Consider the following 24,331-nt stretch of genomic DNA (forward strand, 5'->3'; position numbering starts at 1 on the left):
TTGCACCCTACGGGTTCAGATGCTTATTCGCGTGGGGTCCAGGCTCTGCCCATTGGCTTCGGACAACTGGGAGACGATCGCCTCCTGCAGCCGCAGGCAGAGCTCAGGGTCGGAGAGTGGCTGGTTGTCCGCATCGGTGACGAAGAAAACGTCTTCCACGCGCTCGCCCAGGGTGGCGATCTTGGCGTTCTGCAGCGACAGGTCGAACTCCAGGAAGATACGCCCGATGCGCGCCAGCAGGCCAGGGCGGTCGGGGGCGATCAGTTCGAGGATGGTCACCGGACGCTGCGCGTCATTGGAGATGGTCACTTGTGGCGGGAATGCAAAGTGCTTGAGCTGGCGCGGGACGCGGCGCTGGATGATGGCCGGGTACTCGTCCGGATTCTTCAGGGCGTCGATCAGGCCTTCACGGATTTCGCGGATACGCGCCGGGTTCTCGCCGATCCGCCCGCCGTCCGCGTCGAGCACGATGTAGGTGTCGAGGGTGAACTGGCTGGTGGACGTGATGATCCGTGCGTCATGAATGTTCAGATTCAACTGCGACATGGCCGCCACGGTCACGGCGAAGAAGTCGTGCTGGTCCGGCGCGTAGATGAATATCTGTGTAGCGCCTTCGAATTCGCGCTGGGCGGTTTCCTTGATCAGTACCAGCGGGTCGTTGCCGGCCGGATGCTGGAGTATCGCCTCGGTATGCCAAACCACGTCGCTGGCGGTATGGCGCAGGAAGTAGTCGTCGCCCAACTGGCTCCAGAGCTGTTCGGCCTCGTCCTGGTCGATGCCGTTGCGCACCAGGGTATCGATGGCGGCGGACTGGGTCTGGCGAATCTGCTCTTCGCGGTCCAGTGGATTTTCCAGGCCACGGCGCAATGCGCGCTTGGTCTCGGTGTAGAGCTGGCGCAGCAGGCTGGCGCGCCAGGAGTTCCAAAGGCTCGGGTTGGTGGCGTTGATATCGGCCACGGTGAGCACATAGAGGTAATCCAGACGGGTCTGGTCGCCTACCAGACGCGCGAAGTCGTAAATCACCTGCGGATCGGAAAGGTCCTTGCGCTGCGCTGTGGTGGACATCACCAGATGATGCTGCACCAGCCAGGCCACCAGTCGTGAGTCCCATACCGGCAACTGGTGTCGTGCGCAGAAGACCTCGGCATCCACGGCGCCCAGCTCGGAGTGGTCGCCGCCACGGCCCTTGCCGATGTCGTGGTAGAGCCCGGCGAGGTAGATCAGTTCGGGCTTGGGCAGCTTGTCCATCAGCTTGCTGGCCAGGGGGAATTTCTCCGCCAGCTCGGGCCACTTCAACTTGCGCAGGTGTTTGATCAGGTTGAGAGTGTGGGCATCCACCGTATAGATGTGGAACAGGTCGTGCTGCATCTGCCCGATGATCTGGCCGAACTCCGGTAGGTACAGGCCAAGGATGCCGTAGCGATTCATCCGGCGAAGATTGCGGTGGATGCCTTGGGCGGACTTGAACAGCTCGATGAACAGGCTGGTATTGCGGATGTCCTTGCGGAACTCGTCGTCGATCAGATGACGGCTTTCACGCAGCAGGCGAATGGTATCGGCGCGAACGCCCTTGATCTCTGGGTGCTGGGCCATCAGCACGAAGATTTCCAGCATTGCGAAGGGCGTGCGCTTGAAGACGTTCGGGTGGGTCACCTCGATGTAGCCGTCGCGCAGCTGGAAGCGGCTGTTGAGCGGCTGTGCCTGACCGGTTTCCCCTGCACGCAGGATGACTTCCTCGAAATGCTGGTTGATCAGGTCGCTGAGTTCGGAGACGCCCATCACCACCCGGTAGTACTTCTGCATGAAACGTTCGATGTTGAGCTTGCCGTCTCCGTCCCCGAAGCCGAGGAGGGCGGCGATCTTGCGTTGGTGGTCGAACAGCAGTCGGTCTTCGGCTCGACCGGCGAGCATGTGCAGCGCGTAGCGGACCTTCCAGAGAAACTCCTGGCTGGAGGCCAGCATGCTGCACTCGCTTTCTACAAGGAAGCCTTGCTGCACCAGGCCGTGCAGGTTGAGGCTGCCGAACTGCCGGCGAGCGACCCAGAGAATGGTCTGGATGTCACGCAGGCCGCCGGGGGAACCCTTCACGTTGGGTTCCAGGTTGTATTCGGTGTCGTTGTATTTGGCGTGGCGTGCCTTCTGCTCGGTGCGCTTGGAGAGGAAGAAGTGCTTGCTCGGCCACATCTGCTCGGGGCTGGTGACGTCCAGCATGCGCTGACGCAGGTGCTCGGGACCAGCAATGGTGCGGCTTTCCATCAGGTTGGTGATCACCGTCAGGTCGGCACGTGCTTCTTCGGCGCATTCGGCAACCGAGCGAACGCTCTGACCGACTTCCAGGCCGATGTCCCAGAGCAGGGTGAGGAAGCCTTCGATGGGCGCGCGGAAGACTTCGTGGTCGGCGCTGTCCAGCAGGATCAGCAGGTCGATGTCAGAGTAAGGATGCAGCTCGCCGCGACCATAGCCGCCCACTGCCAGCAGGGCGATGTCGGCATCTTCGCTCCAATCGAAGCGCTCCCAGGCCGCCCGCAGTATCTGGTCGACGAACCAGGCACGATCCTCCACCAGGCGACGGATGTCGCGACCGTTGGTGAAACGGTTGTCGAGCACGTCGCGGGCCTGGCGGATGGCTTTCTTGAAGGCAGCGATGGGGCTGGACTTCAAGGCCAGTTCCGCCTGGAACTGCCCGCGGTCGAACAACTCGGGATCCACCTGCGGCATGGGGCGGCATTCCTTATATAGGTTGTTGATCAGGACGAGGTGCGCGGCAGGGTATCGTCGCTGCGCAGGGTGAGGATCTCATAGCCGTCGGCGGTGACCAGTACGGTGTGCTCCCACTGTGCGGAGAGCTTGCGGTCCTTGGTGATGGCGGTCCAGCCGTCGCCGAGCAAGCGCGTTTCCGGGCGGCCCTGGTTGATCATCGGCTCGATGGTGAAGGTCATGCCTTCCTTGAGTTCCATGCCGGTGCCGGCGCGGCCGTAGTGCAGGACCTGGGGTTCTTCGTGGAACACGGCACCGATGCCGTGGCCGCAGTACTCACGGACCACGGAGTAGCCCTGCTTCTCGGCATACTTCTGGATCACCTCGCCGATGTCGCCCAGGCGAGCGCCAGGCTTGACCAGCTCGATGCCCTTGTACATGCATTCCTGGGTCACGCGGCAGAGCTTGTCCGCCCATTCCGGCGCCTTGCCCACCATGAACATCTTGCTGGTGTCGCCGTGGTAGCCGTCCTTGATGACGGTGACGTCGATATTAACGATGTCGCCATCCTTCAGCGGCTTCTCGTTGGGAATGCCGTGGCACACCACGTGGTTGATCGAGGTGCAGATCGACTTGGGGAAGCCCTTGTAATTGAGGGGCGCGGGGATGGCCTGCTGCACGTTGACGATGTAGTCATGGCAGATGCGGTCCAGTTCGTCGGTGGTCACGCCGGCTTTGACATGCTCGCCGATCATCTCCAGCACTTCGGCGGCCAGGCGGCCGGCAACGCGCATTTTCTCGATTTCTGCGGGCGTCTTGATGGTGACGGTCATATTGGCTCTCGGGCGCAAACGGAAAAGGCTTGATATTAACAGCTTCAAGCCGCAAGCCATAAGCGGCTGGCAGCAAGCGGCCTGTTTTGCTGGGCATTGTTCCAGTAGCTTGGGCCTGCTTTTTGTGCTATAAAACGCGCCGCTTTACGGACGACCTGTCTGCAAGGCACAAACCCACACACGTATCGACACGATTTCCTGGGTGCCCGCAAGGGTTGGAAATTGGGATGCGTGGAGGCCTAACCCGACTATCGAGGAATAGAAATGTCCCAAGTCAATATGCGCGATATGCTGAAGGCCGGTGTGCACTTCGGCCACCAGACCCGTTACTGGAATCCGAAAATGGGCAAGTACATTTTCGGCGCGCGTAACAAGATCCACATCATCAACCTTGAAAAAACCCTGCCGATGTTCAATGAAGCTCTGTCCTTCGTTGAGAAACTGGCTGCAGGCAAGAACAAGGTTCTGTTCGTCGGCACCAAGCGTTCCGCTGGCAAGATCGTTCGCGAAGAAGCTGCTCGTTGCGGCTCCCCGTACGTCGATCACCGCTGGCTGGGCGGCATGCTGACCAACTACAAGACCATCCGTCAGTCCATCAAGCGTCTGCGCGACCTGGAAACCCAGGCCCAGGACGGCACCTTCGCCAAACTGACCAAGAAAGAAGCCCTGATGCGTACCCGCGACCTCGAGAAGCTCGAGCGCAGCCTGGGTGGTATCAAGGATATGGGCGGCCTGCCGGACGCTCTGTTCGTGATCGACGTTGACCACGAGCGCATCGCCATCAGCGAAGCCAACAAGCTGGGTATCCCGGTAATCGGCGTAGTCGATACCAACAGCAGCCCTGAAGGCGTTGATTACGTCATTCCGGGTAACGACGACGCCATTCGCGCCGTTCAGCTGTACCTGGCCAGCGTTGCTGATGCTGTAATCCGCGGCCGTCAGAATGCCGTTGGTGGCCCTGACGAGTTCGTTGAAGAAGCTGCTTCCGAGGCCGCTGAAGGCTGATTTGACAGCCCTCTAGCGTTACCCGGTGCGCAAGAAGGGGGCTAGGCCCCCTTTTTGCCACCTCCGAATTGTGAATGCCCGGATTCCGGGCTGAATGGTTGAAAACCTATTCAAGAGGATTGCGACATGGCAGAGATTACTGCAGCCCTGGTTAAAGAACTGCGCGAGCGTACCGGCCTCGGCATGATGGATTGCAAGAAGGCCCTGACCGCCGCTGACGGCGACATCGAAAAGGCCATCGACGACATGCGTGCCGCTGGTGCCATCAAGGCTGCCAAGAAGGCTGGCAACATCGCCGCCGAAGGTGCCATCGCTGTCAAGGTTGCTGACGACAATAAGGTTGCCGTCATCATCGAAGTCAACTCCCAGACCGACTTCCTGGCCCTGCAGGACGACTTCAAATCCTTCGTTGCCGCTTCCCTGGAACAGGCTTTCAACGAGAAGCTGACCGACGCTGCTCCGCTGGTTGAGTCCCGCGAAGAGGCTCGCCTGGCCCTGGTTTCCAAGACCGGTGAGAACGTCAACATCCGTCGTCTGAGCCGCGTTGAAGGTGACGTGGTTGGCGCCTACCTGCACGGCCACCGCATCGGCGTAGTCGTGAACCTGAAGGGTGGCAACCCGGAGCTGGCCAAGGACATCGCCATGCACGTGGCAGCCAGCAATCCGCAGTTCCTGAGCTCGTCCCAGGTTTCCGAAGAAGCCATCGCCAAGGAAAAGGAAATCTTCCTGGCCCTGAACGCCGACAAGATCGCCGGCAAGCCGGAAAACATCGTCGAGAACATGGTCAAGGGCCGTATCGCCAAGTTCCTGGCCGAGGCCAGCCTGGTCGAGCAGCCTTTCGTCAAGGATCCGGAAGTCAAGGTAGGTGATCTGGCCAAGAAAGCCGGCGCCGAGATCGTTTCCTTCGTTCGTTATGAAGTAGGTGAAGGCATCGAGAAAGTCGAAGTCGACTTCGCTGCCGAAGTAGCTGCTCAAGTCGCTGCTACCAAGCAATAAGACGGCTCCGGCTGTCGCCCCAAGAGGCTGCCCGCTCACGCGCGCGGCCTCTTCGTCAAACTGGGGAGCCATTTTGGGGTGGCTTCCACGGCGGGCCCGGTTGTCGGGCACCAACCGCCGTTTGCGCAGTCTCAGGACTCGCCAGTACATCGGGCCTTTAGGCCCAAGAATTCAATAGCGCCGCAGGAGAGATACGCAATGGCTCAGCAGGTGAGTGGTCGCCAACCTCGCTATAAACGCATTCTGCTCAAACTCAGCGGTGAGGCCCTGATGGGCTCCGAGGAGTTCGGTATCGATCCGAAGGTCCTCGATCGCATGGCGCTGGAGATCGGCCAACTGGTCGGTATCGGCGTGCAGGTCGGCCTGGTAATCGGCGGCGGCAATCTTTTCCGCGGTGCGGCCCTCAGCGCCGCTGGCATGGACCGCGTGACCGGCGACCACATGGGCATGCTGGCTACCGTGATGAATGCCCTTGCCATGCGCGATGCGCTGGAACGTTCCAATATCCCGGCCATCGTGATGTCGGCGATATCCATGGTCGGCGTGACCGATCACTACGACCGCCGCAAGGCCATGCGCCACCTGGCTTCCGGCGAAGTGGTGATCTTCTCTGCCGGTACCGGCAACCCCTTCTTCACCACTGACTCGGCCGCGTGCCTGCGTGCCATCGAGGTGGATGCGGACGTGGTACTGAAAGCCACCAAGGTCGATGGCGTGTACACTGCCGACCCGTTCAAGGACCCCAATGCCGAGAAATTCGAGCGCCTGACCTACGACGAGGTGCTGGATCGCAAGCTGGGCGTCATGGATCTCACGGCCATCTGTCTGTGCCGTGACCAGAAGATGCCGCTGCGGGTCTTCAATATGAATAAACCGGGTGCCTTGCTGAACATCGTGGTTGGCGGCGCCGAAGGAACCCTGATCGAGGAGGGCGAACAGTGATCAACGAGATCAAGCAAGAAGCGCAGGAGCGCATGAAGAAAACCCTGGAATCGCTGGATCATGCTTTCGCCAAGATCCGCACCGGGCGCGCGCATCCGAGCATCCTGGATAGCGTGATGGTGTCCTACTACGGTACTGACACTCCGCTGCGCCAGGTTGCCAACGTGATTGCCGAGGACTCCCGTACCCTGGCCCTGACCGTGTTCGACAAGAGCATGATCCAGGCTGTGGAAAAGGCCATCATGACCTCCGACCTGGGCCTGAACCCGGCCACTGCCGGCACCACCATTCGCGTACCGATGCCCGCGCTGACCGAGGAAACCCGCAAGGGTTTCACCAAGCAGGCGCGAGCTGAAGCCGAGAACGCCCGTGTTGCCGTGCGCAACATCCGTCGCGATGCCCTGGCGCAGCTGAAGGACCTGGTCAAGGAAAAGGAAATCAGCGAAGACGACGAGCGTCGTGGCGCTGATGACGTCCAGAAGCTGACCGACAAGTTCGTCGGCGAAGTCGACAAGGCTCTGGAAAACAAAGAAAAAGACCTGATGGCCGTCTGACGTCCGGAATCGTCATGGACAAGAACCAGCAAGGCGCGAACCCCGCGGTGCCACGGCATGTGGCGATTATCATGGACGGTAACAACCGTTGGGCGAAGAAGCGTCTGCTGCCTGGCGTAGCCGGCCACAAGGCCGGCGTGGATGCGGTCCGGGCTGTGATCGAGGTGTGCGCCGAGGCAGGCGTCGAAGTGCTCACCCTGTTCGCCTTCTCCAGTGAGAACTGGCAGCGCCCGGCTGACGAGGTGAGCGCCCTGATGGAGCTGTTCCTGGGGGCGCTGCGCCGTGAGGCACGGCGCCTGAACCAGAATGACATCCGGCTGCGCATCATCGGCGATCGCTCGCGCTTCCATCCGGAGTTGCAGGCCGCCATGCGCGAAGCCGAACAGTTGACCGCCAGCCATCAGAAGTTCGTCCTCCAGGTCGCCGCCAACTATGGCGGTCAGTGGGACATCACCCAGGCCGCACAGCGCCTGGCGCGAGAGGTCCAGGCTGGTCACCTGCAAGTGGACGATATTTCCCCGCAGTTGCTGCAAAGTTGCCTGGTTACCGGCGACCTGCCGCTGCCCGACCTGTGCATCCGCACCGGTGGCGAGCACCGCATCAGCAACTTCCTGCTTTGGCAGCTCGCTTATGCAGAGCTGTATTTCTCCGATCTCTACTGGCCCGACTTCAAGCACGAAGCCATGCGTAAGGCGCTGACCGACTACGCAAAGCGCCAGCGTCGCTTCGGCAAGACGAGCGAGCAGCTAGAAGCCGAGGCCCGAGCCAAATGCTGAAACAACGCGTCATCACCGCGCTGGTGTTGCTGCCCATTGCCCTTGCGGGTTTCTTCTGGCTGGACGGTGGCGCCTTCGCGCTGTTCATCGGTGCCGTTGTGAGCCTCGGTGCCTGGGAATGGGCGCGCCTGGCGGGCTTCTCTTCCCAGCCCTTGCGCGTCGCTTACGGACTTCTCGTGGCGGCGCTGCTCTATGGGCTTTATCTCGTGCCGGCCATGGCGCCCCTGGTACTGGTGCTTGGTGTGCTCTGGTGGGGGGCTGCCACGGTTTTCGTGTTGGGATACCCCGAAACCAGCCGCTACTGGGGTGGAACACCTGGCAAGCTGGTCATCGGTTTGTTGATCCTGCTGCCCGCCTGGCAGGGCCTGATCCTGTTCAAGCAGTGGCCGCTGGCCAACTGGCTGATCCTGGCAGTGATGGTGCTGGTCTGGGCAGCCGATATCGGCGCCTATTTCTCCGGCAAGGCTTTCGGTAAACGCAAGCTTGCGCCTCAGGTGAGTCCCGGTAAGAGCTGGGAAGGCCTGGTGGGTGGATTGCTGGCCAGTCTCCTGATTACCGCAGGTGTCGGTTTCTATCGTGGATGGGTCGGTTCCGAGCTGTTGCTGGCCTTGGTGGGTGCAGCCTTGGTTGTGCTGATCTCGGTGGTAGGGGACCTGACCGAAAGCATGTTCAAGCGTCAGTCCGGCATCAAGGACAGCAGCAATCTGCTGCCGGGCCACGGTGGCGTACTGGACCGAATCGATAGCCTGACCGCGGCCATCCCGCTGTTCGCCGCGCTGCTCTGGGCCGCTGGCTGGGGAGCCCTGTGACTCAGCCGCAACGCATTACCGTTCTGGGTGCGACTGGCTCGATAGGTCTCAGCACCCTCGACGTCATAGGTCGTCATCCTGATCGCTATCAGGCTTTCGCGCTCAGTGGCTTCAGTCGCCTGAGCGAGCTGGAGGCGCTGTGTCTGCGCTATCGGCCCGAGTTCGCTGTGGTGCCGGACGCCGATTCCGCCCGTCACTTGCAAGGCGGCCTGCTGGCGGCCGGATTGCACACTCGCGTCCTGGTTGGCGAGCAGGGTCTTTGCGAAGTCGCTGCGCATCCGCAGGTCGACGCAGTAATGGCCGCTATTGTCGGTGCCGCCGGCCTCAAGCCTACCCTGGCAGCCGTGGAGGCTGGCAAACGCGTGCTGCTGGCCAACAAGGAAGCGCTGGTCATGTCCGGCGCCCTATTCATGCAGGCCGTACGCAAGAGCGGTTCCGTGCTGCTGCCCATCGACAGCGAGCACAACGCGATCTTCCAGTGCCTGCCTCGGGATTACGCTCAGGGTTTGGCTCCCGTAGGCGTTCGGCGCATCCTGCTGACCGCCTCAGGCGGCCCGTTCCGTGAGATGCCGCTGGCACAACTGCCGGATGTTTCGCCCGAGCAAGCCTGCGCCCACCCGAATTGGTCCATGGGGCGAAAGATCTCCGTTGATTCGGCCAGCATGATGAACAAAGGTCTCGAGCTGATCGAAGCCTGCTGGCTTTTCGATGCGCGACCGGCCCAGGTTGAAGTGGTGATACACCCGCAGAGCGTTATCCACTCCCTGGTGGACTACGTGGATGGCTCGGTACTGGCGCAGCTCGGCAATCCGGACATGCGCACCCCCATCGCCCACGCAATGGCTTGGCCGGAGCGCATCGATTCCGGTGTGTCGCCGCTGGACTTGTTCGCGGTGGCTCGTCTGGACTTCCAGGCGCCGGACGAAGAGCGCTTCCCATGCCTGCGTCTTGCGCGGCAGGCGGCAGAGGAGGGGGGCAGCGCCCCGGCGATGCTCAATGCCGCCAACGAGGTGGCTGTGGCGGCATTCCTGGATAGGCGCATCCGCTTCACAGAGATCGCGAGTATCATCGACGAAGTGCTGAACCGCGAAGCGGCGAATGCGGTCGAAACGCTGGATTCCGTACTGCTGGCGGATGCCCGTGCTCGGGCGGCGGCGCAGCAGTGGTTAGTTCGTCAAGGGCGGTAACAGGTGGCCTAGACAGCCCGCCTGTTCCGGAGGAAACCGATGAGCGCTCTATACATGATTGTTGGCACCCTGATCGCCCTCGGGGTGCTGGTGACCTTTCACGAGTTTGGTCACTTCTGGGTTGCACGGCGCTGCGGGGTCAAGGTCCTGCGCTTTTCCGTGGGCTTCGGCAAGGCCCTGTTCCGCTGGCATGATCGCCACGGCACCGAGTTCGTAGTCGCTGCCATCCCCCTCGGTGGGTACGTGAAGATGTTGGACGAGCGCGAGGCTGAAGTGCCCGAAGAGCTGCTTGGTCAGTCCTTCAATCGCAAGCCGGTTGGGCAGCGCATCGCCATTGTGGCTGCCGGTCCCATCGCCAACTTCCTACTCGCACTGCTGTTCTTCTGGGTACTGGCCATGCTCGGCAGTCAGCAGGTGAAGCCGGTGATAGGCAGCATTGCGCCGGACAGCATTGCTGCCCGTGCCGGTCTTGAAGCTGGCGAAGAAATCATTTCTGTAGATGGTGAGGTCGTCACTGGCTGGTCGCAGGTCAACCTTCAGCTGGTGCGCCGTCTGGGTGAAAGCGGCACGCTGCGGGTGAGTGTGCGCGAGTCCGGTGCTTCGACCGAGCAAAGCCATGAGCTGCAGTTGAACAACTGGCTCAAAGGCGTCGACGAGCCCGATCCTATCGGCGCCCTTGGTATCACGCCCTGGCGCCCGGCGATTCCGCCGATTCTCGCTGAACTCGATCCGAAAGGCCCTGCCCAGGCTGCTGGTCTCAAGCTCGGCGACCGCCTGTTGGCACTTGATGGGCAGCCTCTGGACGATTGGCAGCAGGTGGTGGAGCGAGTCCGCAAGCGTCCTGCTGAGCGCGTTACCTTGCGTGTCGAGAGCGATGGGCAGGTGCGCGATGTTCAATTGAGCCTGGCTGCTCGGGGCGAAGGCGAAGCTCGCAGTGGCTACCTGGGCGCTGGGGTGAAAGGTGTGGATTGGCCCGCTGAAATGCTACGGGAGGTCAGTTTCGGACCGCTGGATGCTGTTACCGAAGCGATGGCCAGAACCTGGTCCATGAGCCTGCTAACTCTGGATTCCTTAAAGAAAATGTTGCTTGGCGAGCTCTCGGTAAAAAACTTGAGCGGGCCGATAACCATTGCTAAAGTGGCGGGCGCTTCGGCCCAGTCCGGGGTGGGGGATTTTCTGAACTTCCTCGCCTATCTGAGCATAAGCCTGGGGGTTCTCAATCTGTTGCCAATTCCTGTCCTGGACGGGGGGCACCTGCTGTTCTACTTGATCGAACTGGTGCGGCGTCGCCCAGTATCGGAGCGGGTGCAGGCTTGGGGGGTGCAGATCGGTATCAGTCTGGTCGTGGGGGTGATGTTGCTCGCCCTGGTAAACGATCTGAGCCGTCTGTAACGAGTCACTGAATTTCGAGTCTGCCGCCTTGTGCGGCAGATTCTTTATTACCGGTTGGAATAAAAAAGGACTTCATGAAACGCCTGCTGCTACCTGCGGTGCTTGCCGCACTCATGATCGCCGAGGTTCACGCCGAGTCCTTCAACATCTCCGACATTCGCGTCAACGGCCTGCAGCGAGTTTCCGCTGGCAGCGTGTTCGGCGCACTTCCGCTCAACGTCGGTGACACCGCGGACGACCGTCGTCTGGTCGAAGCTACCCGCGCACTGTTCAAGACCGGCTTCTTCCAGGATATCCAACTGGGTCGCGATGGCGATGTGCTGGTCATTACCGTAGTCGAGCGCCCGTCGATTTCCAGCATCGAGATCGAAGGCAACAAGGCCATCAGCACCGAAGACCTGCTCAAAGGGCTAAAACAGTCGGGCCTTGCCGAAGGTGAAATCTTCCAGCGCGCGACCCTTGAAGGTGTGCGTAACGAACTGCAGCGCCAGTACGTGGCCCAAGGCCGATACTCCGCCGAGATCGAGGCTGATGTGAATCCGCAGCCGCGTAACCGCGTAGCGCTGAAGATCAAGATCAACGAAGGCTCCGTTGCGGCCATCCAGCACATCAATATCGTCGGCAATACTGTCTTCTCTGATGAAGACCTGATCGACCTGTTCGAACTGAAGACCACCAACTGGCTGTCCTTCTTCAAGAACGACGACAAGTACGCCCGCGAGAAACTCTCCGGTGACTTGGAGCGTCTGCGCTCCTACTACCTGGACCGCGGCTACATCAACATGGATATCTCCTCCACCCAGGTATCCATCACTCCGGACAAGAAGCACGTCTACGTCACCGTGAACGTGGACGAGGGCGAAAAGTACACCGTCAGCGACGTCAAGCTCTCCGGTGACCTGAAGGTTCCCGAAGACGAAGTGAAGAAGCTGCTGCTGGTGCAGAAGGGGCAGGTCTTCTCGCGCAAGGTAATGACTACCACTTCCGAGCTGATAACCCGTCGCCTGGGTAACGAGGGCTATACCTTCGCCAACGTGAACGGCGTCCCGGAGGCCCATGACGAGGACAACACCGTTTCCATCACCTTCGTGGTCGATCCGGGTAAACGTGCCTACGTCAACCGTATCAACTTCCGCGGCAACACCAAGACCGAAGACGAAGTACTGCGCCGCGAAATGCGTCAGATGGAAGGTGGCTGGGCCTCGACCTACCTCATCGACCAGTCCAAGACTCGTCTTGAGCGTCTCGGCTTCTTCAAGGAAGTCAACGTCGAGACCCCGCAGGTGCCTGGCACCGACGACCAGGTCGACGTGAACTACACCGTGGAAGAGCAGCCGTCCGGCTCCATCACCGCCAGCGTGGGCTTCGCCCAGAGTGCGGGCCTGATCCTGGGCGGCTCCATCAGCCAGAACAACTTCCTGGGCACCGGTAACAAGGTCAGCATTGGCCTGACGCGTTCCGAGTACCAGACCCGCTACAACTTCGGTTTCGTTGACCCCTACTGGACACCGGACGGCGTGAGCCTGGGCTACAACGCCTTCTATCGCAGCACCGACTACGACGACCTCGACGTGGACGTATCCAGCTATGCGGTGGACAGCTACGGCGCGGGCGTCAGCATCGGCTACCCGATCAGTGAGACCGGGCGCCTTACCTACGGCCTGACCGTGCAGCAGGACAAGATCAACACCGGCATCTATACCGTCGACGAGATCTTTGACTTCATCGATCAGGAAGGCGACAGCTACCTGAACTTCAAGGGCTCCATCGGCTGGTCCGAATCGACCCTGAACAAAGGCGTGCTGGCCACTCGTGGTCATTCCCAGAGCCTGGTGCTGGAAAGCACCATTCCGGGTAGCGACCTGTCGTTCTACAAGCTCGACTACCGCGGCCAGTTGTTCACTCCGCTGAGCCAGAACACTGCCCTGCGCTGGCACACCGAGTTGGGCTACGGCGACAGCTACGGCTCCACTTCCGAGCTGCCGTTCTACGAGCATTACTTCGCGGGTGGCTTCAACTCCGTGCGTGGCTTCGAAGACAGCAGCCTGGGCCCACGCAGCACACCGAGCAAAGGTACCAAGCCGGGCACTGCTTTCGACCCGGACCAGGATCCGCTGCCTTTCGGTGGCAACGTTCTGATCCAGGGTGGTGTCGAGTTGCTGTTCCCGATGCCATTCGTCAAGGACCAGCGCCAGTTGCGTACTGTGCTGTTCTGGGATGTGGGTAACGTATTCGATACCAGTTGCTCGTCTACTGCGACCAACTGCAGCAGCATCAACGCCGGTGACCTGGCCAGTTCCGTGGGTGTCGGCCTGACCTGGATCACTGCATTGGGTCCGCTGAGCTTCAGTCTGGGCATGCCTGTCAAGAAACCGGACAATGCCGATACCCAGGTGTTCCAGTTCTCTCTGGGCCAGACCTTCTAAGTGTTATTTCAAGACAACAGTAAGTGTTGCAGGAGTTGCATCGTGCGTAAGTTGACTCAATTCGTTCTGGTTGCCGCTGCCATGATGGCGACTCCGGCCTTCGCGGAAATGAAGATTGCGGTACTGAACTATCAAATGGCCCTGCTCGAGTCCGACGCCGCCAAGAAGTACGCGGTCGATGCCGAGAAGAAATTCGGTCCCCAGCTGAACAAACTGAAGACCCTGGAGAGCGACGCCAAACGTATCCAGGACCGTCTGGTGAAAGACGGCGAGAAGATGCAACAAGCCGAACGTGAGCGCCTGGAGCTTGAATTCAAGCAGAAGGCCCGCGATTTCCAGTTCCAGTCCAAGGAACTGAACGAAGCCAAGGCCGTTGCTGACCGCGACATGCTCAAGCAGCTCAAGCCGAAGCTGGACAAGGCTGTTGAAGAAGTCCTGAAGCAAGGCAGCTATGACCTGGTGCTGGAGCGTGGTGCTGTGGTTGATGTCAAGCCGCAGTACGACATCACCCGCCAAGTCATTGAGCGCATGAACCAGCAGCGCTGATGATGGCAACTCCGGTCTTCACTCTGGGCCAACTGGCTGAGCGTCTCGGAGCCACCGTGCGTGGTTCCGAGGAAAAAGCGATCACCGGCCTGGCCACCCTGCAGGAGGCCGGCCCTGGCCACCTCAGCTTCCTGGCTAATCCGCAGTACCGCAAGTTCCTTGCCGACTGCAAGGCGGGAGCGGTGTTGCTGACTCAGGCTGATGCCGAGGGCTTTGCCGGCGACGCGCTGGTGGTACCCAATCCCTATCTGGCCTACGCCGAGCTATCCCACTTGTTCGACCCGAAGCCGAAGGCTCAGCCCGGCATTCATCCGACCGCTGTGGTGGCGGTTGATGCCAAGGTTGACCCGAGTGCCAGCGTTGGAGCTTATGCGGTGATCGAGTCCGGTGCGCAGATCGGGGCCGGAGTGACCTTGGGCGCCCACTGCGTCGTAGGTGCCCGTACCGTGATTGGTGAGGGCGGCTGGCTCGCGCCGCGCGTGACCCTTTATCACGACGTGAAGATCGGCAAGCGTGTCGTGATCCAGTCCGGTGCCGTGATAGGCGGTGAGGGCTTCGGCTTCGCCAACGAAAAGGGCGTTTGGCAGAAAATCGCACAGATCGGCGGCGTTACCCTGGGCGACGACGTGGAAGTGGGGGCCAATACCACCATCGACCGTGGTGCCCTCTCCGATACGCTGATCGGCAATGGCGTGAAGCTGGATAACCAGATCATGATCGCCCACAACGTGCAGGTCGGTGACAACACCGCCATGGCTGGCTGTGTGGGCATTTCCGGCAGCACCAAGATTGGCCGCAACTGCATGATCGCCGGTGGCGTGGGCATGGTTGGCCATATCGAGGTCTGCGACAACGTGTTTGTCACCGGCATGACCATGGTGACTCGCAATATCACCGAGCCGGGTGCTTATTCCTCCGGTACCGCGATGCAGACTGCCGCGGATTGGAAGAAGAGCGCTGCCCGGATCCGCCAGTTGGACGACATGGCGCGTCGTCTGCAGCAACTGGAAAAACGCCTGGCGGCAGTGACCCCGGGCGGGGATGCTTCATCAGAAGCGTGATTCACGCCGCGCCGTGCATCCCCAATCCTCTGAAAAGGCTCCAGGAACATGATGGACATCAACGAGATTCGCGAATATCTGCCGCACCGCTACCCTTTCCTCCTGGTAGATCGGGTGGTGGAGCTGGATGTTGAAGGCAAGCGCATTCGCGCCTACAAGAATGTCAGCATCAACGAGCCCTTCTTCAATGGCCACTTCCCGCAGCATCCCATCATGCCGGGCGTACTGATCATCGAGGCCATGGCCCAGGCGGCGGGCATCCTTGGCTTCAAGATGCTCGACGTCAAGCCTGCGGACGGCACCCTTTATTACTTCGTGGGTTCCGATAAGCTGCGCTTCCGCCAGCCGGTGCTACCGGGCGATCAGTTGATCCTCAGTGCGCAGTTCCTCAGCGTCAAACGCGGCATCTGGAAGTTCGACTGCCATGCCAGCGTCGATGGCAAGGAAGTATGCTCGGCCGAGATTATCTGTGCGGAACGCAAACTATGAGTTTGATTGACCCTCGCGCCATTATCGATCCGGCAGCCAAGCTGGCGGATGGAGTTCAGGTCGGCCCCTGGTCGATCATTGGACCCGATGTGGAAGTCGGCGAGGGGACCGTGGTCGGACCGCATGTGGTCATCAAGGGACCGACCCGTATTGGCAAGCACAATCGCATCTACCAGTTCTCTTCGGTGGGTGAAGACACGCCTGACCTCAAGTACAAGGGTGAACCCACGCGCCTGGTGATCGGTGACCACAATGTGATCCGCGAAGGCGTGACCATCCATCGTGGCACCGTGCAGGACCGCTCCGAGACCACTATCGGCGACCACAATCTGCTGATGGCCTACGTGCATATCGGTCACGACAGCGTGATCGCCAACAATTGCATCCTGGTCAACAACACTGCACTGGCCGGCCACGTACATGTGGATGACTGGGCGATCCTGTCCGGCTATACCCTGGTCCACCAGTTCTGCCGCATCGGCGCCCACAGCTTCTCCGGTATGGGCACGGCAATCGGCAAGGATGTTCCGGCATACGTCACGGTTTTCGGCAACCCAGCCGAGGCCCGCAGCATGAACTTCGAAGGCATGCGACGTCGTGGCTTCAGTGCCGAGGCCATCGCCGCTCTGCGTCGTGCCTACAAGGTGGTCTATCGCCAGGGGTTGACCGTGGAGCAGGCGCTGGCCGAACTGGCCGAGTCCGCTGCGCAGTTCCCGGAAGTGGCAGTTTTCCGCGACTCCATCCAGTCCTCGACCCGCGGCATTACCCGCTGAGCACATGAATCGTCCATTGCGCATCGCGCTGGTTGCCGGCGAGGCGTCCGGCGATATTCTCGGCTCCACCCTGATGCACGCGCTAAAGGCGCGCCATCCTGACGCCCAGTTCATTGGCGTTGGCGGCCCGCTTATGCAGGCAGAAGGGTTGGAATCCTATTTCCCCATGGAACGCCTGGCAGTCATGGGACTGGTGGAAGTCCTTGGGCGCCTCCCGGAGCTGCTGGCACGCCGCAAACAGCTCATCCGGACCCTGATCGACGAGCGCCCTGACGTTTTTATTGGAATCGATGCACCTGACTTCACCCTCGGCGTCGAACTCAAGCTTCGTCGTGCCGGTATCAAGACAGTGCATTACGTCAGCCCTTCGGTCTGGGCTTGGCGGCAGAAACGTGTACTGAAGATCCGCGAAGGCTGCGATCTGATGCTCACGCTCTTCCCCTTCGAAGCACGTTTCTACGAAGAGAAAGGCGTTCCGGTCCGATTTGTCGGGCATCCGCTGGCCGATGCCATCCCGCTGGAGGCCGATCGCTCAGCCGCTCGCAGGGCGCTGGACTTGCCGGAAGACTCTGCCGTTGTAGCGCTACTACCCGGTAGCCGCGGTGGTGAAGTGGGCAGGCTGGGGGAGTTGTTCCTCGATGCTGCCGAGCGTCTGCGTTCGATTCGCCCCGGTATCCGTTTCGTTCTGCCGTGTGCGAGCCCGGAGCGGAGGGTGCAGATCGAGGCGATGCTAGCCAGTCGAAACTTGCCGTTGAAGTTGCTCGACGGCCGCTCCCATGACGCTCTGGCCGCTTGCGACGCGGTACTGATCGCCTCTGGGACTGCCACCCTGGAGGCACTGTTGTACAAGCGCCCGATGGTGGTGGCCTACAAGGTGGCACCGCTGACCTATCGGATTCTCAAGCGCCTGGTGAAAAGCCCGTACGTGTCCTTGCCCAACCTGCTGGCCCAGCGCTTGCTGGTGCCCGAGCTGCTGCAGGATGCCGCTACGCCGGAGGCGCTTGCCCAGGCCGTTTCGCCCCTGCTCGACGACGGCGAGGTGCAGACGCACGGTTTCGACGTCATTCATCGCGCTCTGCGCCGAGACGCCTCGCGCGAGGCGGCCGATGCCATCCTGAAATTGATTGGAGTGTCCTGATGCAACTCGGTCTGGATTTCAGTCTGGTAGAAGAGTTGGTGGCTGGTGTCGACGAAGTTGGCCGTGGCCCCCTCTGTGGTCCGGTGGTGACGGCCGCGGTGATCCTCGACCCGGCACGGCCGATCCTCGGCCTTAACGATTCGAAGAAGCTCTCCGAAGCCCGTCGTGATGCGCTGTTCGACGAAATACGCGAAAAGGCTCTGGCCTGGTGCATCGCGCGCGCCGAAGTGGAAGAGATCGATCAGCTGAACATCCTTCACGCGACCATGCTGGCCATGCAGCGCGCAGTGGAGGGCCTCAGTGTGACGCCGAAGCTGGCCCTTATCGACGGCAACCGTTGTCCCAAGCTCAAGGTGCCCAGCGCTCCTGTGGTCAAAGGCGACAGCCAGGTTCCCGCGATCGCCGCCGCGTCCATCCTGGCCAAGGTCAGCCGTGACCGTGAAATGGCCGAACTGGACGCGCTTTACCCGGGTTACGGCATCGCCGGACACAAGGGTTACCCCACGGCCGTCCATCTGGAAGCCTTGCGCCGACTGGGCCCCACCTCAATCCATCGCCGTTCTTTCGGCCCGGTCCGGGATCTCATCGAAGGCGGTTATTGAGGCGCAATGTCGCGCCTATCCGCGACCTTGCCCCAAGCCTGTAGCTTTGTCCGAGGGCCCGGTACAATCCGGGCCCTGTCGTTTTCGCGTTTTGCATAGGACTTCCATGACCGCTTCTTTCGTCCATCTGCGTCTGCATTCCGAATACTCCCTGGTAGACGGCCTGGTACGGGTCAAGCCACTGGTCAAGGCCGTGGCGGGAGCGGGCATGCCGGCGGTGGCGATCACCGACCAGAGCAACATGTGCTCGCTGGTGAAGTTCTACAAGACCGCCATGGGCGGCGGCATCAAGCCCATCTGCGGCGCGGACATCTGGCTGGCCAGTCCCTTCGAGGACGGCCCGCTCAGCCGCATGACGCTCCTGGCGATGAACGCCAAGGGTTACCGCAATCTGACTGAGCTAGTTTCCCGCGGCTGGTCCGACGGTCAGAGCAATGGCCTGGTGATTATCCAGCGCGAATGGGTGAAGGAGGCGGCCGAAGGCCTGATCGCCCTGTCCGGTGCCAAGGAGGGCGAGATCGGCATGGCCCTCCTCAACAATGACCCGGCGAGCGCCGAGGCCATGCTGGCTGAGTGGCAGAGTGTGTTCCCCGACCGCTTCTATCTGGAGCTGCAGCGTACCTCTCGCATCAACGACGAGGAGCACGTCCACGCTGCCGTCGCCCTGGCCAGCCGCTGTGGTGCGCCGCTCGTGGCCACTAACGACGTGCGTTTCATCAAGCCCGGCGACTTCGAGGCCCACGAGACCCGCGTTTGCATCGGCGAGGGCCGTGTCCTCGATGACCCGCGCCGTCCTCGCAACTACTCCGATCAGCAGTACCTCAAGTCTCCTGAGGAAATGGCCGAGCTGTTCGCCGATATTCCGGAAGCGCTGGAGAACACCGTCGAGATTGCCAAGCGTTGCAACATCGAGGTGCAACTGGGCAAGCACTTCCTGCCCGATTTCCCCACACCCAACGGCATGAGCATCGATGACTACCTCCGTCATGCCTCCTTCGAGGGCCTGGAAGAGCGCCTGGCCGTGCTCTTGCCGAAGGAAACCACGCCCGATTACGAAGAGAAACGCCAGCTCTACATCGATCGCCTGGAGTTCGAACTCGGCACGATCATCCAGATGGGCTTCCCCGGCTACTTCCTGATCGTTGCGGACTTCATCCAGTGGGCCAAGAACAATGGCGTGCCGGTAGGGCCGGGCCGGGGCTCGGGTGCCGGCAGCCTGGTTGCCTACGTACTGAAGATCACCGACCTCGACCCATTGGCCTACGACCTGCTGTTCGAGCGCTTCCTCAACCCTGAGCGGGTATCCATGCCCGACTTCGACGTCGACTTTTGCATGGATGGCCGCGACCGGGTGATCGACTACGTGGCCGACAAGTACGGACGCAATGCGGTGAGCCAGATCATCACCTTCGGCTCCATGGCGGCCAAGGCGGTGGTGCGCGACGTGGCGCGCGTGCAGGGCAAGTCCTACGGATTGGCGGATCGTCTGTCGAAGATGATCCCGTTCGAAGTGGGTATGACCCTGGAGGCCGCGTTCAACCAGGAAGAAGCGCTGCGGGACTTCCTCAAGGTGGACGAAGAGGCCCAGGAAATCTGGGACATGGCCCTGAAGCTGGAAGGCATCACCCGGGGCACCGGCAAGCACGCCGGTGGTGTAGTGATCGCGCCGACCAAACTTACCGATTTTTCTCCGATCGCCTGTGACGAAGAGGGCACCGGCCTGGTGACCCAGTTCGACAAGGACGATGTGGAGGCCGCCGGCCTGGTGAAGTTCGACTTCCTCGGCCTGCGTACCCTGACGATCATCAAGTGGGCCATGGAGATGATCAATCGGGAGCAGGAGAAGCTGGGCAAGCCCCTGGTCGACATCGACCGCATCCCGCTGGACGACAAGAAAACCTACGACATGCTGCAGAAGGCGGAGACCACCGCGGTCTTCCAGCTCGAATCGCGCGGCATGAAGGAACTGATCAAGAAGCTCAAGCCCGACTGCCTGGAGGACATGATCGCCCTGGTGGCGCTGTTCCGCCCGGGTCCGCTTCAGTCCGGCATGGTGGATGACTTCATCAACCGCAAGCACGGCCGTGCCGAGCTTTCCTACCCGCACCCCGACTACCAGTACGCCGGCCTCGAGCCGGTGCTCAAGCCCACCTACGGCATCATCCTGTACCAGGAACAGGTGATGCAGATCGCTCAGGTGATGGCCGGCTACACCCTTGGTGGCGCGGATATGCTGCGACGTGCCATGGGTAAGAAGAAACCCGAGGAAATGGCCAAGCAGCGCGGCGGCTTCATTGAAGGCTGCTCCAACAACGGCATCGACCCGAACCTCTCGGGCAACATCTTCGACCTGGTGGAAAAGTTCGCCGGCTACGGCTTCAACAAGTCCCACTCCGCCGCCTACGGCTGGGTCTCGTACCAGACCGCGTGGCTCAAGGCTCACTTCCCGGCACCCTTCATGGCCGCGGTGCTCACTGCGGATATGCACAACACCGATAAGGTGGTGACGCTCATCGAAGAATGCCGGCACATGAAGCTGCGTATCGTCGCCCCAGACGTGAACAATTCCGAATACCGCTTCACCGTCGACAATGACGGCCAGATCGTCTACGGCCTGGGCGCCATCAAGGGCGTGGGTGAGGGACCGGTGGAGGCCATTACCGAATGCCGCGCCGAAGGTGGTCCGTTCAAGGACCTGTTCGACTTCTGCAACCGTGTCGACCTCAAGCGCATCAACAAGCGCACCCTGGAGGCCCTGATTCGGGGTGGAGCGCTCGATCGCCTCGGACCGTTCTTCAGCAACGAGCCCAAGGCTTATCAGGCTGGCATTGACCGCAACCGAGCGGTGCTGCTGGCCGCCATGGAAGAGGCCATCCAGGCGGCGGAGCAGACCGCTCGCAGTCATGACAGCGGGCACATGGACCTCTTCGGCGGCCTGTTCGCCGAGCCTGAGGCCGACATGTACGCCAATCACCGCAACGCCAAGGAGCTATCCCTCAAGGAGCGCCTGAAGGGCGAGAAGGAAACCCTGGGCCTGTACCTCACCGGTCACCCGATCGACGAGTACGAAGGCGAGATCCGCCGCTTCGCCCGCCAGCGCATCGTCGAGCTCAAGCCAGCGCGCGACACCCAGATCATTGCCGGCCTGATCGTCAACTTGCGGGTAATGAAGAACAAGAAAGGCGACAAGATGGGCTTCATCACCCTTGACGACCGCTCCGGCCGCATCGAAGCCTCGCTCTTCGCCGAGGCCTTCAACACTGCCCAGGGGCTGCTGCAGACCGACGCCCTGGTGGTTGTCGAAGGGGAGGTCAGCCATGACGATTTCTCCGGCGGCCTGCGCTTGCGCGCCAAGCGCGTGCTTAGCCTGGAAGAGGCGCGCACCGGCCTCGCCGAGAGCCTGCGCATGAAAGTGGATTTCAGCGCCCTGCAAGGCGATCGCTTGCGCTGGTTGGCTGAACTTTGCGGCCGCCATCGCGGCTCCTGCCCGCTGACGCTGGACTACAGCGGTAATGACGCGAAGGCTGTGCTGCAGTTCGGCGACAACTGGCGAATCGCACCGGCCGACGCTTTGATTCAGGCATTGCGTGACCAGTTCGGGCGCGACAACGTCTTCCTGCACTACCGCTGATGCGAACGTGATTGCACGCTCGCAGCGGCCCGATTTCGATTTGATCTCGACCCGAACGCGCCCGATCCCTTAAGGTAGGGCGCCAAATGGAACCAGCCGCCTGGCCCCAAGCGCACGACGGAAGCCTATGAACCCGAACTTTCTGGATTTCGAACAGCCCATCGCCGATCTGCAAGCCAAGATCGAGGAGCTGCGTCTGGTCGGTAACGACAACGCCCTGAATATCACCGACGAGATTTCGCGCCTGCAGGAGAAGAGCAGTGCGCTCACCGAAAGCATCTTCGGCAATCTCAGCAGCTGGCAGATCGCCCAGCTGGCGCGCCATCCGCGCCGGCCCTACACCCTTGACTACATCGAGCACATCTTCGCCGAGTTCGACGAGCTGCACGGGGATCGTCATTTCTCCGACGACGCCGCGATCGTTGGCGGTATCGCCCGTCTGAACGATGAGCCGGTCATGGTCATCGGCCATCAGAAGGGCCGTGAAGTGCGCGAGAAGGTTCGCCGCAACTTCGGCATGCCGCGCCCGGAGGGCTACCGCAAGGCTTGCCGCCTGATGGAAATGGCCGAGCGCTTCAAGATGCCGATCCTCACCTTCATCGATACCCCCGGTGCCTACCCGGGTATCGATGCCGAGGAGCGCGGCCAGAGCGAAGCCATCGCCTGGAACCTGCGTGTCATGGCCCGCCTGAAGACCCCGATCATCGCCACCGTGATTGGCGAGGGTGGTTCCGGCGGCGCGCTGGCCATTGGTGTCTGCGACCGCTTGAACATGCTGCAGTACTCCACCTACTCGGTGATTTCGCCGGAAGGTTGCGCATCCATTCTGTGGAAAACGGCCGAGAAAGCGCCGGACGCAGCTGAAGCCATGGGCATCACTGCCGAACGCCTGAAAGGCTTGGGTATCGTCGACAAGGTGATCGCCGAGCCCCTGGGCGGCGCGCACCGCGATCCGGCCGCTGCGGCCGAGTCGATCCGCAAGGAGCTCTCCGAGCAACTGAAGACCCTGCAGAAGCTCAGTAACGAGGATCTGCTGGCTCGTCGTTATGATCGACTGATGAGCTACGGCGTAGCCTGATCCCGCTTCAGGCTGTAAAGATCGGGCCCCGGCTTTATGCTTGGGGCCCGATTTCTTTTTGAGCCGTCCATGTCCCTCGAGTCCCGCCTTCTGACGAACCTGGCGTCCTGGCGCCACGCGCCGGCCTGGCGCGTCGCCTTTTCCGGCGGGCTCGATTCCACTGTCCTGCTGCATATGTTGGCGCGCCTCGCCATTCGCGAATCCTTGCCGCCGCTATCCGCCATCCATGTGCATCACGGCCTGCAGGCCGCGGCCGATGCCTGGCCAAACCACTGCCAACGGGCCTGCGACGCATTGGGCGTGCCGCTCACGGTGCTGCGGGTAACCGTTGATACTGGGCCGAGCCTGGAGCGCGCTGCGCGGGACGCACGCTACGCCGCTTTCATCGGCCAAATGTGCGCCGGGGACGTGCTGCTCAGCGCACAGCATCGGGACGACCAAGCCGAAACGCTTCTTTTCCGTCTGTTCCGAGGTGCTGGCGTGCGCGGACTGGCCGGTATGCCGCAATGCCGACCTCTGGGCCTGGGTAGCCTGGTCAGGCCATTGCTGCAAGCGTCCCGTGCCGAGCTGGAAGCCTATGCCCGCGCTGAAGGACTTGAGTGGGTGGAGGACCCGAGCAATTCAGACACTTCGCTCGCTCGCAACTTTCTCCGTCGCGATGTGTTCCCGCTGCTGCAGTCTCGCTGGCCTAGGGTGACGGAAAGCCTGTTCCGTAGCACGGAGCACATGGCTGAGGCAGAGGGCTTGCTGGGTGAGTTGGCCGAGGCTGATCTGGAACTTGCCCAAGTTGGCAGCGATTTCCCATGGCTGCCACTGCCGTCCCTGGAGCTGGGCGCGCTGGCGTCGTTATCGCCGCCACGACAGCGCAATGCCTTGCGTTACTGGCTCGCACAGTTGACGACGCTTCCGGACAGCAACCACTGGGCAGGATGGGAAGACCTCCGCGATGCCGCCGTCGATACAACTCCGATCTGGCGCCTTGCGATGGGGGAGCTGCATCGTGCCGACGGACGGTTGTGGTGGCTGTCCGGGGAGTGGCTGGCGGCGCCGGAGTGCGATTTTTCGTGGGCCGACCCTGCTCTGCCGCTCGAACTGCCTGGCAACGGCAGGTTGAGCCTGCTGGGTGAGCCGCCGGCCGGCAGGCTCGAAGTCCGCTATCGCCGGGGAGGTGAGGTGCTGGAACTGCCGGGGCGAGGGCGTCGCGATCTCAAACGGCTGCTTAACGAAGCTCGTCTGCCTGCTTTTGTCCGCGGCCGATTGCCGCTGTTGTTTGTCGACGGCGAGTTGCTGGCCGTCGCCAACCTTTCGGGGCTGGACCGTCCGGGAGCGGGCGACGGGCAACTGCGCTGGATGCCACCGACGAATGACCAAGGTTTGAGCTGGTAGGGTCTTTCCG

The 24,331-nt window shown here is 61.5% G+C and carries 20 protein-coding genes; 18 read left to right on the top strand and 2 right to left on the bottom strand.

From position 1 onward, the window contains the following. Positions 1–15: 15 nt before the first annotated feature. Positions 16–2,718: a [protein-PII] uridylyltransferase gene (locus D6Z43_RS25965; protein ID WP_120654855.1), complete on the bottom strand. Its 2,703-nt coding sequence runs from the start codon at positions 2,716–2,718 to the stop codon at positions 16–18. A gap of 29 nt (positions 2,719–2,747) precedes the next feature. Continuing rightward, a complete protein-coding gene (gene map, locus D6Z43_RS25970) occupies positions 2,748–3,530 on the bottom strand; it encodes a type I methionyl aminopeptidase (RefSeq protein ID WP_120654856.1) in 783 nt (260 codons plus the stop codon). A gap of 264 nt (positions 3,531–3,794) precedes the next feature. On the opposite strand from map, the gene rpsB reads away from it, so the two are divergent. The 18 genes from rpsB to tilS all read left to right on the top strand — a co-directional run bounded on the left by rpsB (position 3,795) and on the right by tilS (position 24,321). Continuing rightward, complete coding sequence (gene rpsB / locus D6Z43_RS25975) at positions 3,795–4,535, top strand: 30S ribosomal protein S2 (protein WP_120654857.1); 741 nt, start codon at positions 3,795–3,797, stop codon at positions 4,533–4,535. Between the two features lie 126 nt (positions 4,536–4,661). Further along, entirely contained in the window at positions 4,662–5,531 is an 870-nt protein-coding gene (gene tsf, locus D6Z43_RS25980; RefSeq protein WP_120654858.1) for a translation elongation factor Ts, read from the top strand. A 198-nt stretch (positions 5,532–5,729) separates the two neighbouring features. Beyond that, positions 5,730–6,473 carry a UMP kinase gene (gene pyrH, locus D6Z43_RS25985; RefSeq protein ID WP_077527672.1) on the top strand — a complete coding sequence of 248 codons (744 nt, stop codon included), beginning with the start codon at positions 5,730–5,732 and terminating at the stop codon, positions 6,471–6,473. After that, a complete protein-coding gene (gene frr, locus D6Z43_RS25990) occupies positions 6,470–7,027 on the top strand; it encodes a ribosome recycling factor (protein ID WP_120654859.1) in 558 nt (185 codons plus the stop codon). Before pyrH ends, frr begins: the two co-directional genes overlap by 4 nt. 14 nt (positions 7,028–7,041) lie before the next feature. Then, positions 7,042–7,803 carry a polyprenyl diphosphate synthase gene (uppS, locus tag D6Z43_RS25995; RefSeq protein ID WP_120654860.1) on the top strand — a complete coding sequence of 254 codons (762 nt, stop codon included), beginning with the start codon at positions 7,042–7,044 and terminating at the stop codon, positions 7,801–7,803. Next, on the top strand, positions 7,797–8,612 hold the full coding sequence (locus D6Z43_RS26000) for a phosphatidate cytidylyltransferase (protein ID WP_120654861.1): 816 nt from the start codon (positions 7,797–7,799) through the stop codon (positions 8,610–8,612). Before uppS ends, D6Z43_RS26000 begins: the two co-directional genes overlap by 7 nt. After that, positions 8,609–9,799 (top strand): 1-deoxy-D-xylulose-5-phosphate reductoisomerase, encoded by a 1,191-nt coding sequence (ispC, locus tag D6Z43_RS26005; protein WP_120654862.1) that lies wholly within the window; start codon positions 8,609–8,611, stop codon positions 9,797–9,799. Before D6Z43_RS26000 ends, ispC begins: the two co-directional genes overlap by 4 nt. A 39-nt stretch (positions 9,800–9,838) precedes the next feature. Beyond that, positions 9,839–11,191, top strand: a complete 1,353-nt coding sequence (rseP, locus tag D6Z43_RS26010) for a sigma E protease regulator RseP (RefSeq protein ID WP_120654863.1) — start codon at positions 9,839–9,841, stop codon at positions 11,189–11,191. Between the two features lie 74 nt (positions 11,192–11,265). Continuing rightward, positions 11,266–13,617, top strand: a complete 2,352-nt coding sequence (gene bamA / locus D6Z43_RS26015) for an outer membrane protein assembly factor BamA (protein ID WP_120654864.1) — start codon at positions 11,266–11,268, stop codon at positions 13,615–13,617. A gap of 42 nt (positions 13,618–13,659) precedes the next feature. Beyond that, positions 13,660–14,163, top strand: a complete 504-nt coding sequence (locus D6Z43_RS26020; protein WP_120654865.1) for an OmpH family outer membrane protein — start codon at positions 13,660–13,662, stop codon at positions 14,161–14,163. After that, positions 14,163–15,224 (top strand): UDP-3-O-(3-hydroxymyristoyl)glucosamine N-acyltransferase, encoded by a 1,062-nt coding sequence (gene lpxD, locus D6Z43_RS26025; protein WP_120654866.1) that lies wholly within the window; start codon positions 14,163–14,165, stop codon positions 15,222–15,224. Before D6Z43_RS26020 ends, lpxD begins: the two co-directional genes overlap by 1 nt. 48 nt (positions 15,225–15,272) lie before the next feature. Then, entirely contained in the window at positions 15,273–15,713 is a 441-nt protein-coding gene (gene fabZ, locus D6Z43_RS26030) for a 3-hydroxyacyl-ACP dehydratase FabZ (RefSeq protein WP_077527680.1), read from the top strand. After that, positions 15,710–16,486 (top strand): acyl-ACP--UDP-N-acetylglucosamine O-acyltransferase, encoded by a 777-nt coding sequence (gene lpxA, locus D6Z43_RS26035; RefSeq protein WP_120654867.1) that lies wholly within the window; start codon positions 15,710–15,712, stop codon positions 16,484–16,486. Before fabZ ends, lpxA begins: the two co-directional genes overlap by 4 nt. A 4-nt stretch (positions 16,487–16,490) precedes the next feature. Further along, positions 16,491–17,624: a lipid-A-disaccharide synthase gene (gene lpxB / locus D6Z43_RS26040; RefSeq protein WP_120654868.1), complete on the top strand. Its 1,134-nt coding sequence runs from the start codon at positions 16,491–16,493 to the stop codon at positions 17,622–17,624. After that, complete coding sequence (rnhB, locus tag D6Z43_RS26045) at positions 17,624–18,226, top strand: ribonuclease HII (RefSeq protein ID WP_120654869.1); 603 nt, start codon at positions 17,624–17,626, stop codon at positions 18,224–18,226. The genes lpxB and rnhB overlap by 1 nt, the downstream gene beginning before the upstream one ends. Positions 18,227–18,332: 106 nt before the next feature. Further along, a complete protein-coding gene (dnaE, locus tag D6Z43_RS26050) occupies positions 18,333–21,857 on the top strand; it encodes a DNA polymerase III subunit alpha (RefSeq protein ID WP_120654870.1) in 3,525 nt (1,174 codons plus the stop codon). A 127-nt stretch (positions 21,858–21,984) separates the two neighbouring features. Continuing rightward, the gene (gene accA, locus D6Z43_RS26055; protein ID WP_120654871.1) at positions 21,985–22,935 is read left to right on the top strand and encodes an acetyl-CoA carboxylase carboxyl transferase subunit alpha; all 951 of its coding nucleotides are present in this window, start codon (positions 21,985–21,987) and stop codon (positions 22,933–22,935) included. A 69-nt stretch (positions 22,936–23,004) separates the two neighbouring features. Next, positions 23,005–24,321, top strand: coding sequence for a tRNA lysidine(34) synthetase TilS (gene tilS / locus D6Z43_RS26060; protein ID WP_120654872.1), 1,317 nt, complete (start codon positions 23,005–23,007; stop codon positions 24,319–24,321). Positions 24,322–24,331: the final 10 nt, after the last annotated feature.

This window comes from Pseudomonas sp. DY-1, from assembly GCF_003626975.1.
Taxonomy (GTDB): domain Bacteria; phylum Pseudomonadota; class Gammaproteobacteria; order Pseudomonadales; family Pseudomonadaceae; genus Metapseudomonas.

What these genes read in the sequence shown, in the direction of transcription:
- rseP (WP_120654863.1), top strand. Translation starts at nt 9,839, where the DNA reads ATGAGCGCTCTATACATGATTGTTGGCACCCTGATCGCCCTCGGGGTG.
- rpsB (WP_120654857.1), top strand. Translation starts at nt 3,795, where the DNA reads ATGTCCCAAGTCAATATGCGCGATATGCTGAAGGCCGGTGTGCACTTC.
- tsf (WP_120654858.1), top strand. Translation starts at nt 4,662, where the DNA reads ATGGCAGAGATTACTGCAGCCCTGGTTAAAGAACTGCGCGAGCGTACC.
- rnhB (WP_120654869.1), top strand. Translation starts at nt 17,624, where the DNA reads ATGCAACTCGGTCTGGATTTCAGTCTGGTAGAAGAGTTGGTGGCTGGT.
- pyrH (WP_077527672.1), top strand. Translation starts at nt 5,730, where the DNA reads ATGGCTCAGCAGGTGAGTGGTCGCCAACCTCGCTATAAACGCATTCTG.
- uppS (WP_120654860.1), top strand. Translation starts at nt 7,042, where the DNA reads ATGGACAAGAACCAGCAAGGCGCGAACCCCGCGGTGCCACGGCATGTG.
- fabZ (WP_077527680.1), top strand. Translation starts at nt 15,273, where the DNA reads ATGATGGACATCAACGAGATTCGCGAATATCTGCCGCACCGCTACCCT.
- map (WP_120654856.1), bottom strand. Translation starts at nt 3,530, where the DNA reads ATGACCGTCACCATCAAGACGCCCGCAGAAATCGAGAAAATGCGCGTT.
- tilS (WP_120654872.1), top strand. Translation starts at nt 23,005, where the DNA reads ATGTCCCTCGAGTCCCGCCTTCTGACGAACCTGGCGTCCTGGCGCCAC.
- D6Z43_RS26000 (WP_120654861.1), top strand. Translation starts at nt 7,797, where the DNA reads ATGCTGAAACAACGCGTCATCACCGCGCTGGTGTTGCTGCCCATTGCC.
- D6Z43_RS25965 (WP_120654855.1), bottom strand. Translation starts at nt 2,718, where the DNA reads ATGCCGCAGGTGGATCCCGAGTTGTTCGACCGCGGGCAGTTCCAGGCG.
- bamA (WP_120654864.1), top strand. Translation starts at nt 11,266, where the DNA reads ATGAAACGCCTGCTGCTACCTGCGGTGCTTGCCGCACTCATGATCGCC.
- lpxB (WP_120654868.1), top strand. Translation starts at nt 16,491, where the DNA reads ATGAATCGTCCATTGCGCATCGCGCTGGTTGCCGGCGAGGCGTCCGGC.
- dnaE (WP_120654870.1), top strand. Translation starts at nt 18,333, where the DNA reads ATGACCGCTTCTTTCGTCCATCTGCGTCTGCATTCCGAATACTCCCTG.
- lpxA (WP_120654867.1), top strand. Translation starts at nt 15,710, where the DNA reads ATGAGTTTGATTGACCCTCGCGCCATTATCGATCCGGCAGCCAAGCTG.
- lpxD (WP_120654866.1), top strand. Translation starts at nt 14,163, where the DNA reads ATGATGGCAACTCCGGTCTTCACTCTGGGCCAACTGGCTGAGCGTCTC.
- accA (WP_120654871.1), top strand. Translation starts at nt 21,985, where the DNA reads ATGAACCCGAACTTTCTGGATTTCGAACAGCCCATCGCCGATCTGCAA.